The organism is Geobacter sp. 60473, assembly GCF_036323535.1.
Taxonomy (GTDB): Bacteria; Desulfobacterota; Desulfuromonadia; order Geobacterales; family Geobacteraceae; genus Geobacter; species Geobacter sulfurreducens.
This window is the reverse complement of record NZ_AP028967.1, coordinates 90,658-105,000: the sequence shown is the minus strand read 5'-3', so window position 1 is coordinate 105,000 and position 14,343 is coordinate 90,658. Positions and strand designations below refer to the sequence as shown.

Genomic DNA, 14,343 nt, shown 5'->3' with positions numbered 1-14,343 from the left:
ATGGCCGTGGTCGACGTCAGTTTTTGCCAGGCAACGGTCGAGCCGAGGCTGTCATCCTCGGTCAATCCCCGTCCAGGGCTGCTCGAGAGGCAGATCACCGTGGTTGCACCATCCATGGCAAGAATATAGGGAGCGGAAAGATGCCACATATCCTCGCATATGAGGAGCCCCATCCGGCCGAAGCGGGAGTCGAAGGCCCGGAAGTGCTCGCCTCGCGCGAGATAGCGCTGCTCATCGAAGAGCCCGTATGTGGGCAGGTACACTTTCCTGTGGACATGGCGCAGTTCTCCCCCCTCAAGGTAGAGAGAGGTATTAAAAAAACGATAGTCAGCCGACGCCTCTACAAGGCCCACCGCAATGGAAATATGGCGGGAAAACTCCCGGAGTGCATTGATTTCTGGGGCGTCCAGCCGCAGGGCTACATCGGGGACCAAGTCTTTGAGAAAGTAGCCCGTAAGCGCCAGTTCAGGAAAAACGACAAGATCAGCCTTCTCGTCGATACCCCGCTCCACGGCCTGACGAACCATGAGGCAGTTATCGGCGACACAACCAAGTTTCGGTTTGATCTGGGCCAGTGCGATAGTGAAATCCACGACATCTCTCCCGTAAGTTTCGGCCTACGGTACCACAGGGGTAGGGAGGTTTCAACGGTAATTCCGGGTCAGTAGGCAAGCTCAAAAGCGTTGGTGATATGTTCAATGTGGGGGGCATCGGGGGGAAGAAGGGTAATTGCGATGACATCGAACCGGGCGTTTTCGTCAAGACTGCCCTTGCGGGCGAGCCAGGCAAGGGCCGTCTTGGAAATCTGCCGCTGCTTGAAAGGAGTCACCGCCAACTGGGGCACGCCGTAACCAGCCGTCCTCCTGGTTTTGACCTCGACGAACACGAGGGTCTTGCCGTCACGGGCTATGATGTCAACCTCCCCTCCCCTGCAGCGAAAGTTTCGGTCGATGATACAGTAACGGAGCCGTTCAAGGTAGGCTGCGGCCAGATCCTCTCCGCGAACACCGAGGATCTTGTTATGATGGCTGCCTTCTCCTACCGGCACCGACTTCCTCCCAGGTGCTCCCTGACCCCGCGAAAGGTTGTGCGGTGAATGGGCGAAGGACCCAGTGCGGTAATAGCTGCCATGTGGGAGGCGCACCCGTACCCCTTGTGCTCGGCAAAACCATAGCCGGGGTAGAGTTGATCATACTCCGCCATCAGCCGGTCACGGGTTACCTTGGCGATAATGGAAGCTGCTGCAATGGAGATGCTTGCGCTGTCGCCTTTTTTGATGGTTTGCTGAGCCACGGGAAGAGGAATGGGGGAAATTCCGTCCACCAGAAGGTAATCGGGCGGATCGGCCAGACACTCCACGGCTTCGCGCATGGCGAAGAGAGTGGCCTGAAGGATATTGATCCGGTCGACAACCTGGTGATCCGCCACACCGACACCGATAGCAAGGGCGGTACTTTGGATGAGGGTAAACAGGTCATCGCGACGCGCTGGGGTGAGTTTCTTGGAATCGTCGACGCCCGGCAGGTCTGCGCCGAAGGGAAGGATGACGGCCGCCGCCACAACGGGTCCGGCCAGGGGACCGCGCCCCGCCTCATCAACGCCTGCAATGGCGCGATAGCCGCGACGGGCAGCCCGGTTCTCGAAATCCCAGACCGTCGGCTGTGGCTCATGATCGAACAGGGTTAACGGCACTGCCCCTCCTGCCGAAAAAGCGAAAGCCCCGCACTGGGCGGGGCTTCTTGGTTACTGAGCCGCCACGTACTTCTTTTCGCGAATGCGGGCGGCCTTGCCGCGCAGCTTGCGGAGATAGTAGAGCTTGGCCCGGCGGACATGGCCGCGGGTAATCACTTCAATAGCGTCAACGGTGGGCGAGTGGAGCGGGAACACACGCTCGACCCCGATGTTGTTGGAAATCTTGCGGACGGTGAACGACTCGCGGATGCCGCCGTTCTGTCGGCTGATGCACACCCCCTGGAACGCCTGGATACGGCTCTTGTCGCCTTCCACGATTTTCACGTGAATCTTGAGAGTATCGCCCGGCTTGAAGGGGGGGATGTTCTTTTTCATTTGCTCCAGTTCAATTGCATCAATCTTGTTCATGCTTCTCTTCCTCCCGTTTATCTGACAGAAAACGTCTGTTTGTTGTCAGGTCTATCTGGCGCGGGGCACCGCTTTCATCGCACCCCGAACAGCCTGTCCATGATGATTGCCGCTGCCGACCGAACCGACAGGTGGTTATACTCGCCCGGACCCTGAATCGGTGCGAGCACAAAGTCCGCCCGGTCGAAAAAATCCTCCGTTAGCCCCCATCCCGTACCGAACACGATGAGGTAGGGATGATCACGATCATGCGCCATTATCGACGCCATCTGCTCATACCCGATGCTGCGCGGATGCTGGCGGGCGCCGGTGGTAACAAGACGGGCAGGCGCTCCGTATTCGTCACCGAGTTCTTCCAGGACCTCTTCGATGGAGTTCGAAATCCGTACGAGATCCAGGGCCGCCTTGCGTTTGGGGTTATAGGATGCCCCCCATCCCTCCCGCCAATGCCTGATGATCCGCCCGGCCAACTCCTTCTGCCCCTCAACGGGGGTAACCAGGTAGTAATGATTGAGGCCGAACGTCCTGGCAGAGCGGGAAATATCATGAATGTCCAGATTGGTGACGGCCGTTGCGACTACCTGCCGATTCTTGTCATACACCGGATAATGGACCAGAGCCACACTCACCGCAGGTCTGCTGCACTCGCTGCAGGTCATGGCTCTTCTTCCCTTCCGAGCGTCGTCAGATAATCCCGGTCCCTGCCGCTCAGCTCCGCACCGTGGAGCAGATCGGGACGCACCCGCCTCGTCAGCTCAAGGGCCTTCTGCCGCCGCCAGCGAGCGACCTCGGCGTGGTTCCCAGACAGGAGAACGTCGGGTACCCGCGTCCCCCTGAATTCCACTGGACGGGTGTATTGGGGGTATTCGAGCAGGCCGTCAGCGAAAGAGTCACATTCGGCCGAGCCGGGAGAGCCCAGGACACCGGGGATGAAGCGGATCACCGCGTCGACCATCACCATTGCAGCAAGTTCGCCTCCCGTGAGAACGAAATCGCCGATGGAAAATTCCTCATCCACAAAGAGATCGCGCACCCGCTCGTCTATTCCTTCATAACGGCCGCAAACGATGATGAGCTCTTCGCAGCCGGCCAGCTCGCGGGCGGCGTCATGGTCGAATCGCCGTCCCCGGGGGGTGGTCAGGATGACACGTGCTGCCGGCCGCCCGGCCTTCACCGCCTCAATGCAGGCGGCAAGAGGCTCGACTTTCATGACCATGCCATCACCGCCGCCGTACGGGGCATCATCAACGACCCGGTGCCGATCGGTTGCGTAGTCGCGAATATTGTGCAGACTGATATTCACGAGCCCCCGTTCCACGGCCCGCCGGATGATGCTTTCGGTAAGAGGCCCGTCGAACATGGGTGGAAACAGCGTCAATATGTCAAATTTCATAGATCGAGCAGCCCCTCGGGGGGGCTGACAGTCATGGTGCCTGCCTCAAGGTCAACCTGCACCACCACATCCTCTACGGCCGGGATGAGATATTCCCTGTCGGCGCCGCGGACCACGTAGACATCATGACTTCCCGTGGGAAGTATCGAGTCGAGCTGGCCGATGACGACCCCCGCCGCTGTTTCGACCTGGAGGCCGATGAGGTCGCACCAGTAATACTCCCCCTCTTCCAGGGGGGGGAACTGATCGCGATGGGCGTAAAGCTCACAGCCGACCAGATGATGCACTTCGTTTATATTCGTAAACGGTGTAAGCGAAAGGAGCACCCGGTCATGATGCACGGTCGCCCGTGCCACGGGGAATGTCTCCATCCTGCCGTCCTTTCCCTTGAGCACGACCGTCTCAAGGGAAAGGATCGTATCAAATTCACCGGAAAAGGAAGCAACCTTGAGTTGCCCCCGAATCCCGTGAGTTGTCACTATCTTGCCGAGCAGCTTGAGATCGTCCTGCCGCGCCGGCTCACTTCTTCGCGTCATTATTCCACAATCTTCAGCACAGCTTTCTTGTTGTCCTTGGTCGAAACCGCATTCAGCAGGGTCCTGATGGCCTTGGCCGTACGACCCTCCTTACCGATGATTCTTCCCATGTCCTCCTTGGCAACGGTCAACTTAATCACCGTCGCATCGTCCTCCATCTCCTCGGTGGTCCGTACCTGGGTGGGATCGTCCACAAGCGCCCTGGCAATGGTCTCTACGAGTTCTCTCATGTCGGTAACCTCTGTGATGGAAATGACCGGCGGACCGGGAATCAAATTTCAGTTACACAGACTTTGCGACGAATTTCTCCCAGATACCTGCTTTTTTGAGAATCTGCTTGACCGTATCGGTCGGTTGAGCTCCCTTGCCGAGCCACTCGAGGGTTTTGGCTTCCTCGAACTTGACGGCGGCGGGGTTCTGATTGGGGTCATAGGTCCCCACGTTCTCGATGAATCGACCGTCTCTCCGACTACGCACGTCGGCGACGATAATCTGGTAAAAGGGCTTCTTCTTGGCCCCGGCACGAGCCAGACGAATCTTGATGGCCATCTCTTCCTCCTGGTGGTGTCACGGCCCGGAGGCCGCATAGGTGAATGTCGTTATATCCTGCTTCGGACTGCTTATGAATGCATCTAAAAGGGGAACATCCCCTTGCCCATTCCTTTCATGCCGCGCATCAGCCCCTTTGGTCCGAGTTTCTGGAGCTGCTTCATCATTTTCTGCGCCTCGGTGAAACGCTTAAGGAGCTGGTTCACCTCCTGAACGGTGGTGCCGCTCCCCTTGGCGATGCGCAGCCGCCTGCTGCCGTTGATGATCGCGTGGTTCGCACGCTCGGCAGGGGTCATGGAGCCGATGATCGCCTCGATCCGCTTGAGCTCTCGCTCGGAAGGCTGAGCGCCCTGCAGTTGCTTCATGGCCTTGCCGACCCCCGGAATCATGCCGAGAATCGACTCAATGGAGCCCATCTTCTTGATCTGTTGCAGCTGGTTGCGGAAATCCTCCAGATCGAACTGGCTTTTCTTGAGCTTCTGCTGAAGCCGTTCGGCCTCCTGAGAGTCGAAGGTCGCCTGGGCCTTCTCCACAAGGGTAAGAATATCACCCATTCCAAGGATGCGCGACACCAGACGATCCGCATGGAAAACTTCCAGGGCGTCAAGCTTTTCGCCGACCCCTACAAGTTTCACCGGCTTGCCGGTCACCGCCCGGATTGAGAGCGCAGCCCCCCCCTTTGCATCGCCGTCAAGCTTGGTGAGGACCACGCCGGTAATATCGAGCCGGTCATTGAAGCCGCTGGCCACATTGACCGCTTCCTGGCCGGTCATGGCGTCGGCGACGAAGAGGATTTCCCGCGGCTCCGCCGCCTCCTTGATCCTGACGAGCTCATTCATGAGATACTCGTCGATCTGGTGGCGGCCGGCGGTGTCAAGAATGACCACGTCGAAGCCGTTGAGAGTTGCGTAACGGAGCGCGTCGCGACAGATATCGACCGGGTCCTGATCCGCCCGGGAATCGAACACTTCCACGGACAGCTGCCGTCCGAGGGTCTTCAGCTGCTCAATGGCCGCAGGCCGGTAGACGTCGGCAGGCACCAGGAGCGGTCGACGCCGCTGCGCCTTGAGCAGCCGGGCCAGCTTGCCGCAGGAGGTGGTCTTGCCGGCCCCCTGGAGGCCTACCATCATGATGGGGACCGGCGGCTTTGCAGCCAGATCGAGACTGTTGTCCTCGCCCCCGCCCATGAGGGCCACAAGCTCTTCCTGAACAATCTTGATGACCTGCTGCCCCGGCGTGAGACTCTGGAGCACCTGGGTGCCGACGGCACGGACACGAACCTTTTCGACAAAGTCCTTGACGACCTTGAAGTTCACGTCGGCCTCAAGAAGAACGAGCCGCACCTCGCGGAGCGCCTCCTTGATATTCTCCTCGCTCATCACTCCCTGACCGCGGAGTTTTTTAAAGAGGACGTCAAGCTTGTCGGAAAGATTTTCGAGCATTATCTCAATTAATTCAATATATTATGCGGTCGCACCAAAAACTACGGCTACTGCGCGCACGTTACCATGGAGAAAGAGGTTAACTATAGCCCCCCCGTCTTCGGCCTGTCAAGACAAAAAAAGACTTTGCCGCAGGCGAAGATAACGCCCCGGAAGGAACCGAACATGGCGAAACGCGGCAACGGATGCCGCGTACCAGGGATTACGGCAACCGGCTGTAACCGACAGCAGTCTTTTCGTGGATCTCCTCGGGCTCGAGATCGGCCTCCCGCAGGCTCGACTCAACCGCTACTGCATCAGCCGATGCATAGCGGATGGCAAGACCGCAATCAGCGTGGAGGTCGCGGGGCGCAGGAATGAGAAGGATCACCACCCCCTGCCCCTTGAGGAGTTTTTCGGCTTTCATGACGCGGTGGATCGAGTTGAAAATCGCAACGCGCTCTCCCTCGCGAACCATGGCGCTCCTTTCAGATCGAGAGTTCGCTGGCCGATTGACAAACGGCAGAGACTTCCATACTATGCCGAAAGAGGTGAACAATGCACGCATTTTTTATGATTTCGGGCCTGATGCTGACGGCTCTCCTCATCAATATTCCCCTCGGCTATCTTCGTCAAGGGTGCGAAAAGTTCACGTTCGGCTGGTATTTCTACATCCACATCTCCATTCCCCTCATCATCTACCTGCGTGTAAAAGCCGGCTTCAGCTGGAAATTCATCCCCCTCACCCTTGGCGGCGCCGTCGCGGGGCAGCTTATTGGCGGATTCATCCATCGCCGCCGCCAAAACAATGGGTGACGTTCGCGGACGGATGGGCAAGCCCCGGGTGGTTGGCGACCTTCTGGCCGATGTTCTGCGGGGCAGGCCCGCGGAACGCCGCCTTAAAGAGGGACGTATCTGGCTGTTCTGGGACGAGGCCGTGGGAGAGCGCATTGCGTCCCGCGCCCGGCCGGTGGCCTTTCGCGACGGCACCCTCACCCTGGCCGTGGCGAGCGCGCCCTGGATGCAGCAGTTGAGTTTCCTGAAGGGTGAGATTACCGCCAGATTGAATAGCCTGCTGGGCGAGCCTGTCGTGCGCGACATCTACCTCAAGGCCGGACGCATCGAACCACCGGCGCAAGACGGGGACACCCCGTTCAGGCCCTCAAGAGAACTGAGCTCCGCCGAAGAGCGGTTTATCGAGGACACCACGGAGCAGGTGGACGACCAGGAGCTCCGTGAAGCCCTTGCCTCGCTGATGCAGCGCCACTATTGCTCCGACGTGGAGTAACCCCCTTCAGGGCCGTATTCCCCCAGCAACTCCGCAACTTCTGCCGAATAGGCATAGTCATCGTTTCGCACAACAAGGGGCGGCAGGACCTCAAGGTCGCCCCGGCGCCCCTTGGCGAACTCCACCATGGCCATGCGCGCCGGCGCGGTGCGGGTGCCGTGTACGAGCCGAAGGCGCAGACAGGCGAGTTTGAGGCTTGCAGCGTGGGCCATGAGCTCGGGGAGGCGGGCCGGGTGATAGATGAAGCAGATCCGGCCCGTGGGTTTCACGAGATATTTGGCGCTTTCAAGAAAATCGGCCAGGGTTGCGGTCGATTCGTGGCGGGCATCGTCCCGACCGGCCCGTGGGCTTATCTTTCCGGTCCCCCTCCTGCGGTAGGGAGGGTTGGACAGTACCAGATCAAAGGATGACACGGGAAAGCGCCGACGGAGACCGAGCACGTCTTCCCGCAGGATGACGATCCTGTCGGCGAGGCCATTGAGGTGAACGTTCCGCTCGGCGAGGTGCGCCATTCTTTCCTGGAACTCGACCCCAACGAAGGTGCTCCCCGGACAGCGGCGGGCAAGCACAAGGGGAATAATGCCGCTGCCGGTCCCCAGGTCGATTCCCCGCCCCCCCTCTGCCAGACAGGAAAACGCGCACAGGAGCAGGGGATCGAGGGAAAAGCGGTAACCGTCCCGTTGCTGGAGAATCTTGAGATCGTAAGCCCGGAGCTCATCCAGGGTTTCCGCCCCTTCCTCCGGGGCGCCACTCATCGTCACTCCCCGCCCCCTCTCCGCCTGCGGCTCAACAGCCACTCCCGTCCGACCATCAGGAGGAAAATAGCAAACGAGGCGAGCGTCAGGTACTTGCCGACCGTGAAGGGAAGCGGGTCAAAGGTGAACTCGACCCGGTGCCGGCCGGGGGAAAGGTAGACGCCTCGCAGGATGTAGTTGACGCGGTGAATCTCCGTGGGCGTTCCATCGACCCGGGCCCTCCATCCGGCGTGGAACTTCTCGCCCAGCACCAGCAGGGCGTTGCGCTCAGCCCGGACGTCACAGGCAATATCGTTGGCCTCGTAACGGGTTACCGTCACCTCGCCCGCTCCGCCCGTGGGCTGGACCGAAGGGGTGGCCAGGGGGATGGGAGGCGGTTCTTCCACAATGGCAAAGGACCGGGGATTGTACGACGGCTGCTGCATGATGCCGAGGATCTGGCGCGGATCGCTGAGAAGCAGGGCGCTGGGGGCGAGCCACGCCTTGGGCAGGACTCCCCGGTTTTCCAGCACCAGCCGGCTGCCGTCCGGCGAGGCAAAGACCGGCACATAGCGCGGGCCGAGCGCTTGGCGATCCTCCTCGTACTGCCGGGCATCGTGCACCAGATAGCGGACATTCATCATATCCGGCATGGCCGAATCAAAGCTGAAGGATTCCAGGAAATCCTGCCAGCGGGCAATCTGCACGGGATTCGAGGTAAACATGACCGGAATGCCGTGGCTCACATATTCCATGGGGTCGCTGCCGTCAATGGGGAGAACCCGGCCGGTCTTCGGCATGGGGGAAAGGAACTCCACGACCGGCGACTTCTCGCCCTTGACCTTCTGCGGCACATCCTGGAGCAGCATGAACTTGGCGTTCACCCGCCCCACATCGACCAGGAATACCCCCACGAGCAGGTAGGGCAGGGCCCGGCGCGAGAACCACCCCCGTGCCCAACTGCCCAGCACGACGCCATAGACCGCGGCAAATGCGGCGGCAATGGCGATTTCCCGCTGGATGGTCTGCCACCGCTGGGCCACCAGGGCCGGTCCCTGTTCGAAGCGGGTCGGCTGGGTGATCATGGGTGACAGGAGATCCATAACATAGGGACGCGCGGCCATGGTGATGCCGAGCAAGGCCAGGAGCGCCGGAACAAGGGCGATGGCTCCTGCCAGATAGCGACGGAAAGCCGATGTGGCACGGACCTCGTCATCCAGCAGGAGGTCGGCTCCCCGGGCCGCGAGGACCGCGAGCCCCAGGGTCGTGACGAACAGCATCATTTTGGGGACCCGGAAATGGTCGATACCGGGGAAGTGCTCATAGAGCAGCCAGTAAAAAGGGGTGTACTTGCCGAAGGAGAAGAAGAGCCCCCCGACGACGGCGCCGAAGGCGAGCCAGGCATACCGGTCACGGCGGAAGATGAACGGCAGCGGGGCCAGGAGCCAGGGGAGCAGCCCCATGTAGTCCGTGGTCTGGGTGAAGACCATCCGCCCCCAGTAGTAGGTGCCGTGGGAGGGGTCGTCGTAGCCCCCCTCCTGGCGGGACAGGCCGAAAAATCCGGGGATCACGAAGGTGACGGTTTCTTCCGGCGGCATGGACCAGGACATGGCCTCTTCCACCTGGAGCCCCCCCTGCCCCTGGTTCGAGCCGCTCTGGAGGCCGCGGGTGGTCTCCCTGGACCAATCGGCCAGGGGGATGAGGGAGATGGCGACCGTGGAGAGGAAAAAGCAGAGAATGACTGCATTGAGGCCGGCGAGCCGGGCAAGTCCCTTGCCCGTCCGGCTGCCGGGATCACCCGCGATGATGCCGGCGGTCCGGCACAGGCCGTACACCCCGATGGCAAGGCAGGTATAGAAGGCAATCTGCCAGTGCATGTTGAAGAACTGGATGGCCAGCACCACGGCACTGGCGAGAAAGAATATCGTCCTCCGGGTCTGGTATCCCCGCTCAATGAAATAGAATGCCCAGGGGGCAAAGCTGATGGTGGCGATCTTCTGGGCGTGCCCCGCATTGATGAGCGAGGCGTTTTCCGGCGCGATGGCGAAAATCAGCCCGCCCAGGAGTGCCGCGGCACGCCCCGTGCCGATGGCGCGGCAGAGGAAGTAGGTGCCGGCTCCACCCACGAAGAGGTGGAACACGATGAACCAGGCCACGTTGGCCGGCGCCGGGAAGAGCCAGAAAATGAGGCTGCGGTAGAAGAGGAACTGGAGCGACAGGGTCCCGCCCCCCTCGGTCGTCCCGCCGTTGGTGAGCCAGTCCCAGCCGGCCCGGAGATTTACCCGGAACAGGTCCAGGAAACCCACCTCCTTGTAGTGCTTGATGGTCCAGTAGAACTCGTTGGTGATGTCGGGCGCCCTGATGATCTTGCCGGTAAAGAGGATCTTGGCGAAAAAGAGCACGAGGATCGCCACAAGCGCGCCCATCAGCAGGAGGTCTTTTTTTCGTTCGGTAGTCACGTCAGGTTCCGTCTCCTCGTCAGGTTGTCGTAAAAGGCATCGAGCCGCGCCGCGGCGTGGCGCCAGTTAAAGCGGGACAGGATTCTTTCGCGTCCGGACACACCCACGGCCCGGCGCCTGACCGGGTCGGCCAGCAACTCGGCGGTCCGCGCGATCATCTCGTCGGGGGAACCGGGGCGACAGAGGATGCCGGAGATGCCATCCTCCACGTATTCGGCGATCTGCCCCACCCGGTCGGCCACCACCGGCACGCCGGCGCGCATCAGCTCCGTCAGCTTGGCAGGGCATTTGGCGCGATTCACCAGGGTATCCGCGAAGGGATAGAGAGCCACATCGCCGGCGGTGAGCCAGTGGGGCAGTTCATCGGGTTCCACCCAGCCGGCGACGTGAAGGGAATCGGCAAACCCGAGTTCCCGCGCCGCGGCTGCCAGCAGTTCTTCTTCGCGGCTTCGCCCCTTTCCCACCACCAGGAACCGGATGCCGGGTACCTTACGGAAAAGCCCGGCAAAGACCCGGTGCAGATCGCCCTGGTTGAACTCGAAAAAACGGGTATAGAGCAGGACTACCGGTGCGTTGCCGTCGATGCCGAGGCGTGCCCTCACCCGCGCGCCGTTGCCCGGCGGCTGGTCATCGACGCAGTTGGGCAGGTAGAGCAGCCGTTCCGGCGCTACCCCGATGGCGGCCATGCGCGCCTCCAGCTCGCGGCTCGCCACGGTCACCCCCCTGGCGCGGGGCGGCAGCCACTCTTCCTGGAACGCAAACAGGAGACGCTGGGCCCGGGAGTAGTCATGGAGGGCGTTCATGCCCCCCCGGCCTTCCCAATCGTCCGTATCGAGGAACAGCGGCGCACGCCGGGACGCAGTCAGCAGGTGGAGCATGGCGGCAAGCCCGCCATACCCCTTGGGCTTGAACAGATGGATCAGATCCGGCTCTTCCTCCCGTGCGGCCCGGTACATGCGCCAGGCCATGACCGGCGCCGACAGGGCAGCCCCGCCAGGAGCCAGCCGGATATTCCGCAGCCGCACCCCCCGGATATCCTCTGTGCGCCCCGAATCTTCGGGATTGGTGTACGGCGGGGCGATGATCGTGACCCGGTGGCCGAGCGCCTGGAGCTCCGCCGCCAGGGGGACCATGCGGGCCACAACCGTTCCCTTGGGACGGATGCCGAAGGGTGCCAGGAAGACGATCTTCATGCCGCTATCCCCCATAGGGCCCGAACCTGCCGCGTCGGAAATCGAGGAATCCCCGCCACATCATGCGCAGCTTGGCCGTCTTTTCCCGCTCGAAGATGAGGATACTCGCCACCTCCTTGCCGAGCCGCACCAGGTCGAAAAGGCAATGGGTCGGGAAATCCCGCAGGTATTCGGCAAAGACCGCGCAGCGGTTGCGGGTCTTGTAGTAGCGGCGCAGTGGCGAGTGGTGCGTGGCCACGAACGGCCCGTAGCGCCGCAGGTCGCCGACCCGGTGATGGAGCAGCGCCCGGTTGGCGCGAATGACGTGAAAGCCTCTTTTCCGCAGGCGGAGACAGTATTCGTTGTCCACGAAGTCGATGAAAAAGTCGTCGCGGAACGGTCCGACCTCCCGGAATGCGGCGAGATTCACCAGACATCCCGATGTCATGGGGGTCATGACGTCGCTGCACGGGGTTGTTCCGCCGGGCGCCGGCCGGGCACCGGTCAGGTGGAAGGGGGCGATGAGCCCCACCCGCTCGCGCCAGTCGCTGCCGAGGCACGCCAGCATCTGCTCGACCATGCCGGGTTCGGCGCGGCTGTCCTGATCCATGGTCAGGAGGAGGTCGAAGCCTTCAGCCAGAGCCTCCCTGGCCGCCCGGTTCAGCGCGGCGGCAATGCCGAGGTTCCGGCCTTCGCCGACAATGGTCGCGCCGAACCTGTCCCGCAGTCGGGAATGGAGTTTATGGTCCTGCTCTTCGGAGTTGTCGACCACGATCAGCTCATGCACCTGATGCCGGTAACTCGCGATAGCGTCCAGGACAGAGCTGTCGGGCCGGTAGAGAACGACCACCCCGATCGTTCTGATGTCAGCCAGCCGATCACCCTTCATCTGCCGGCCCGGGGCGATCGTTCCAGAATTGCCAGGGATTCGGCCCCGCCCCGGGATCTGATCACTGCCTTGACGCTGAAATCGCCCCTGATGCTGGTGGTAAAGTAGTCGAGCAGGGTCACGAACGATTCCCTCGAAAAGACATGGAAATGGATTTCCGCCTTGCCGGCCGACATGGTTTCCACCAGGGACTCGAGCTCTTCGCCGGACAGGTTCCGGTAGTGCCGGTTTCGTGCATCGGAATTGGGCGTGGAGATGGTCAGCCACTCCCGATAATGCAGCCGGTTTCTTTCGTCCAGCGACTGGGGATTGCCGTCCCGCACCAGTTCATAGTCATCGATGAAGTGCTGCAGAGGCGTCAGCGGACGCCCCTTGTCGAAACATCTGCTCCCGATCGGCACGGTAATGAACAGCGTTCCCCCCGACCGAAGGACCCTTGCCCAGTTGGACAGGACCTGGAGCGGATTCGATGCGTGCTCGAGCACGTGGTTGGCGATCACGAAATCCTGGGAGCAGTCCGGAATACTGGCAAGGGTAAATCCATCTTCCACGTAGTCGGTCGGCACGATGCTGGCCGCATCGAGCTCGGGGAACTTGCGGATGTTTTCTTCCCGCGACACGTAATCCACATACTTGACGGTTACGCCGGACGGGACCTGCAGCGGAAAGTGAAGCGCTCCTATTTCGAGCCCGCTCCCCCTCAGGAATCGCGCGGCCGCCCTTTTTCTGGCCAGATACGACGGGAATATTCCCGATTCCTTGACCGCTGCCTTCAAGGATGACAAAAACCGTGTAGCCACTCTGCTCCCCTCTCTCTCCTTGACGAATCAGATTGCCCGGGCGGCAATGAGCTTGCTGAAGACGAACAGGAGTTTCTCCACCCTCCCGGCGGCGGGGAAAAGCGTATCCCTGTGCTTCAGTGCCAGAGCGAATGCTTTCATCCTGTTGCCGCCGGAAAGAAGAGATTCCGCATATTCGCCGACCTCTTCCAGAAACGACCATTCCGCCGGGGTCAGGTTCAACCTGTCGGCCATTTCACGATAGCGACGCGCCCTGCCGGCAAGCAGCTCATAGTATCCGCGTTTTTCCGCCGCGGTTTTGCCCATGAGGTGGGCGGCGATCCGCGTCGGCAGCCCCGCCCTCACGTTTGCGCCGGTATAATTGTGCGCATGCTGCCGATACTTCGTCAGCTTCGCGGCATGATAAACGACCCCGTTGCGGCGCGAGGCCGCGACCGCGAGCCACCAGTCGTGGTAGGTTTCCGCTTCGGGGATCGGCAGCGCGGTTGCCAGGAGATCACGCCTGAGCATGGCCGTGCACCCGGTGACGCAATTGTTGCAGACAAAGTATTCAAAGCAGGTGCCGCTGACCGGCCTTACCCCGGAAACCTCCACCAGTGAGCCGGGCAACGGCTGGTCGTCCCCGTCGATCAGGAGCGCGTCGGTATATATCAGAGAGTACGGGCCGATCTCCCGCACCAGGGTCTCGATCTTTTCGGGGAGCCAGATGTCGTCCTGGTCGGAAAGCGCTATGAACTCCCCGCGGCAACCGGCAAGGGCCCGTTCGAAATTCCTCACAAAGCCGAGATTGCGTTCATTCACCCGGAAGGTTATGCCGTGCGCCCGGCGGTACTCCTTCAGAATGGCAACCGTTTCATCGCGCGAACAGTCGTCGGAGACGACGATTTCGATGTTGCGATAGGTCTGCGCCAGAACCGAGTCAAGCTGGCGCCTGAGATAGCGTTCGCCGTTATAGGTCGCCAGGGCGACTGACACAAGCGGAATTTCGCGCATGCACGCCCC

19 protein-coding genes (1 of these 19 only partly in view) are annotated in these 14,343 nt (G+C 61.2%); 2 read left to right on the top strand and 17 right to left on the bottom strand.

The window, feature by feature from the left end; genetic code table 11:
* From AABA48_RS00535 to AABA48_RS00485, 11 genes are all read right to left on the bottom strand, one after another.
* Positions 1 to 593, bottom strand: partial view of a nitrilase-related carbon-nitrogen hydrolase gene (locus AABA48_RS00535; protein ID WP_286351646.1) — the 5' portion only. 259 nt of this gene lie to the left of the window's left edge; the window shows 593 of its 852 coding nt (coding positions 1-593); its start codon is at positions 591 to 593; its stop codon lies beyond the left edge, outside the window.
* 68 nt (positions 594 to 661) lie between these two features.
* Positions 662 to 1,048: a YraN family protein gene (locus AABA48_RS00530; RefSeq protein WP_286351645.1), complete on the bottom strand. Its 387-nt coding sequence runs from the start codon at positions 1,046 to 1,048 to the stop codon at positions 662 to 664.
* Positions 1,039 to 1,692 (bottom strand): ribonuclease HII, encoded by a 654-nt coding sequence (locus tag AABA48_RS00525; protein ID WP_286351644.1) that lies wholly within the window; start codon positions 1,690 to 1,692, stop codon positions 1,039 to 1,041. The genes AABA48_RS00530 and AABA48_RS00525 overlap by 10 nt, the downstream gene beginning before the upstream one ends.
* 51 nt (positions 1,693 to 1,743) lie before the next feature.
* Positions 1,744 to 2,100, bottom strand: coding sequence for a 50S ribosomal protein L19 (rplS, locus tag AABA48_RS00520; RefSeq protein WP_286351643.1), 357 nt, complete (start codon positions 2,098 to 2,100; stop codon positions 1,744 to 1,746).
* A gap of 74 nt (positions 2,101 to 2,174) precedes the next feature.
* Positions 2,175 to 2,759: an RNA methyltransferase gene (locus AABA48_RS00515; protein ID WP_286351642.1), complete on the bottom strand. Its 585-nt coding sequence runs from the start codon at positions 2,757 to 2,759 to the stop codon at positions 2,175 to 2,177.
* Positions 2,756 to 3,493, bottom strand: a complete 738-nt coding sequence (trmD, locus tag AABA48_RS00510) for a tRNA (guanosine(37)-N1)-methyltransferase TrmD (RefSeq protein WP_286351641.1) — start codon at positions 3,491 to 3,493, stop codon at positions 2,756 to 2,758. The genes AABA48_RS00515 and trmD overlap by 4 nt, the downstream gene beginning before the upstream one ends.
* Entirely contained in the window at positions 3,490 to 4,029 is a 540-nt protein-coding gene (gene rimM / locus AABA48_RS00505; protein ID WP_286351640.1) for a ribosome maturation factor RimM, read from the bottom strand. Before rimM ends, trmD begins: the two co-directional genes overlap by 4 nt.
* Positions 4,029 to 4,259 (bottom strand): KH domain-containing protein, encoded by a 231-nt coding sequence (locus AABA48_RS00500; RefSeq protein ID WP_010941305.1) that lies wholly within the window; start codon positions 4,257 to 4,259, stop codon positions 4,029 to 4,031. Before AABA48_RS00500 ends, rimM begins: the two co-directional genes overlap by 1 nt.
* Before the next feature lie 52 nt (positions 4,260 to 4,311).
* Positions 4,312 to 4,578: a 30S ribosomal protein S16 gene (rpsP, locus tag AABA48_RS00495; protein WP_014551371.1), complete on the bottom strand. Its 267-nt coding sequence runs from the start codon at positions 4,576 to 4,578 to the stop codon at positions 4,312 to 4,314.
* A gap of 83 nt (positions 4,579 to 4,661) precedes the next feature.
* A complete protein-coding gene (ffh, locus tag AABA48_RS00490) occupies positions 4,662 to 6,020 on the bottom strand; it encodes a signal recognition particle protein (protein ID WP_286351639.1) in 1,359 nt (452 codons plus the stop codon).
* Positions 6,021 to 6,222: 202 nt separating this feature from the next.
* On the bottom strand, positions 6,223 to 6,477 hold the full coding sequence (locus AABA48_RS00485) for a DUF3343 domain-containing protein (RefSeq protein ID WP_286351638.1): 255 nt from the start codon (positions 6,475 to 6,477) through the stop codon (positions 6,223 to 6,225).
* An 80-nt stretch (positions 6,478 to 6,557) separates the two neighbouring features.
* Here AABA48_RS00485 and AABA48_RS00480 point away from each other — a divergent pair, with 80 nt between their 5' ends.
* The gene (locus AABA48_RS00480) at positions 6,558 to 6,815 is read left to right on the top strand and encodes a hypothetical protein (protein ID WP_286351637.1); all 258 of its coding nucleotides are present in this window, start codon (positions 6,558 to 6,560) and stop codon (positions 6,813 to 6,815) included.
* A complete protein-coding gene (locus AABA48_RS00475; protein WP_286351636.1) occupies positions 6,775 to 7,287 on the top strand; it encodes a DUF721 domain-containing protein in 513 nt (170 codons plus the stop codon). Before AABA48_RS00480 ends, AABA48_RS00475 begins: the two co-directional genes overlap by 41 nt.
* On the opposite strand, the gene AABA48_RS00470 is transcribed toward AABA48_RS00475, so the two are convergent.
* The 6 genes from AABA48_RS00470 to AABA48_RS00445 are packed head-to-tail and all read right to left on the bottom strand — an operon-like array spanning position 7,266 to position 14,334.
* Positions 7,266 to 8,042, bottom strand: coding sequence for a tRNA1(Val) (adenine(37)-N6)-methyltransferase (locus tag AABA48_RS00470; RefSeq protein WP_286351635.1), 777 nt, complete (start codon positions 8,040 to 8,042; stop codon positions 7,266 to 7,268). The genes AABA48_RS00475 and AABA48_RS00470 overlap by 22 nt on opposite strands.
* Before the next feature lie 2 nt (positions 8,043 to 8,044).
* Positions 8,045 to 10,480, bottom strand: a complete 2,436-nt coding sequence (locus AABA48_RS00465) for a YfhO family protein (protein ID WP_286351634.1) — start codon at positions 10,478 to 10,480, stop codon at positions 8,045 to 8,047.
* The gene (locus AABA48_RS00460; protein ID WP_286351633.1) at positions 10,477 to 11,673 is read right to left on the bottom strand and encodes a glycosyltransferase family 4 protein; all 1,197 of its coding nucleotides are present in this window, start codon (positions 11,671 to 11,673) and stop codon (positions 10,477 to 10,479) included. Before AABA48_RS00460 ends, AABA48_RS00465 begins: the two co-directional genes overlap by 4 nt.
* 4 nt (positions 11,674 to 11,677) lie before the next feature.
* Entirely contained in the window at positions 11,678 to 12,541 is an 864-nt protein-coding gene (locus AABA48_RS00455; RefSeq protein ID WP_286351632.1) for a glycosyltransferase family 2 protein, read from the bottom strand.
* Positions 12,538 to 13,341, bottom strand: a complete 804-nt coding sequence (locus AABA48_RS00450) for a methyltransferase domain-containing protein (protein WP_286351631.1) — start codon at positions 13,339 to 13,341, stop codon at positions 12,538 to 12,540. The genes AABA48_RS00455 and AABA48_RS00450 overlap by 4 nt, the downstream gene beginning before the upstream one ends.
* A gap of 27 nt (positions 13,342 to 13,368) precedes the next feature.
* Complete coding sequence (locus AABA48_RS00445) at positions 13,369 to 14,334, bottom strand: glycosyltransferase family 2 protein (RefSeq protein ID WP_286351630.1); 966 nt, start codon at positions 14,332 to 14,334, stop codon at positions 13,369 to 13,371.
* Positions 14,335 to 14,343 lie beyond the last annotated feature (9 nt).

What these genes read in the sequence shown, in the direction of transcription:
- rplS (WP_286351643.1), bottom strand. Translation starts at nt 2,100, where the DNA reads ATGAACAAGATTGATGCAATTGAACTGGAGCAAATGAAAAAGAACATC.
- AABA48_RS00515 (WP_286351642.1), bottom strand. Translation starts at nt 2,759, where the DNA reads ATGACCTGCAGCGAGTGCAGCAGACCTGCGGTGAGTGTGGCTCTGGTC.
- trmD (WP_286351641.1), bottom strand. Translation starts at nt 3,493, where the DNA reads ATGAAATTTGACATATTGACGCTGTTTCCACCCATGTTCGACGGGCCT.
- rimM (WP_286351640.1), bottom strand. Translation starts at nt 4,029, where the DNA reads ATGACGCGAAGAAGTGAGCCGGCGCGGCAGGACGATCTCAAGCTGCTC.
- AABA48_RS00500 (WP_010941305.1), bottom strand. Translation starts at nt 4,259, where the DNA reads ATGAGAGAACTCGTAGAGACCATTGCCAGGGCGCTTGTGGACGATCCC.
- rpsP (WP_014551371.1), bottom strand. Translation starts at nt 4,578, where the DNA reads ATGGCCATCAAGATTCGTCTGGCTCGTGCCGGGGCCAAGAAGAAGCCC.
- ffh (WP_286351639.1), bottom strand. Translation starts at nt 6,020, where the DNA reads ATGCTCGAAAATCTTTCCGACAAGCTTGACGTCCTCTTTAAAAAACTC.
- AABA48_RS00485 (WP_286351638.1), bottom strand. Translation starts at nt 6,477, where the DNA reads ATGGTTCGCGAGGGAGAGCGCGTTGCGATTTTCAACTCGATCCACCGC.
- AABA48_RS00480 (WP_286351637.1), top strand. Translation starts at nt 6,558, where the DNA reads ATGCACGCATTTTTTATGATTTCGGGCCTGATGCTGACGGCTCTCCTC.
- AABA48_RS00470 (WP_286351635.1), bottom strand. Translation starts at nt 8,042, where the DNA reads ATGAGTGGCGCCCCGGAGGAAGGGGCGGAAACCCTGGATGAGCTCCGG.
- AABA48_RS00460 (WP_286351633.1), bottom strand. Translation starts at nt 11,673, where the DNA reads ATGAAGATCGTCTTCCTGGCACCCTTCGGCATCCGTCCCAAGGGAACG.
- AABA48_RS00455 (WP_286351632.1), bottom strand. Translation starts at nt 12,541, where the DNA reads ATGAAGGGTGATCGGCTGGCTGACATCAGAACGATCGGGGTGGTCGTT.
- AABA48_RS00445 (WP_286351630.1), bottom strand. Translation starts at nt 14,334, where the DNA reads ATGCGCGAAATTCCGCTTGTGTCAGTCGCCCTGGCGACCTATAACGGC.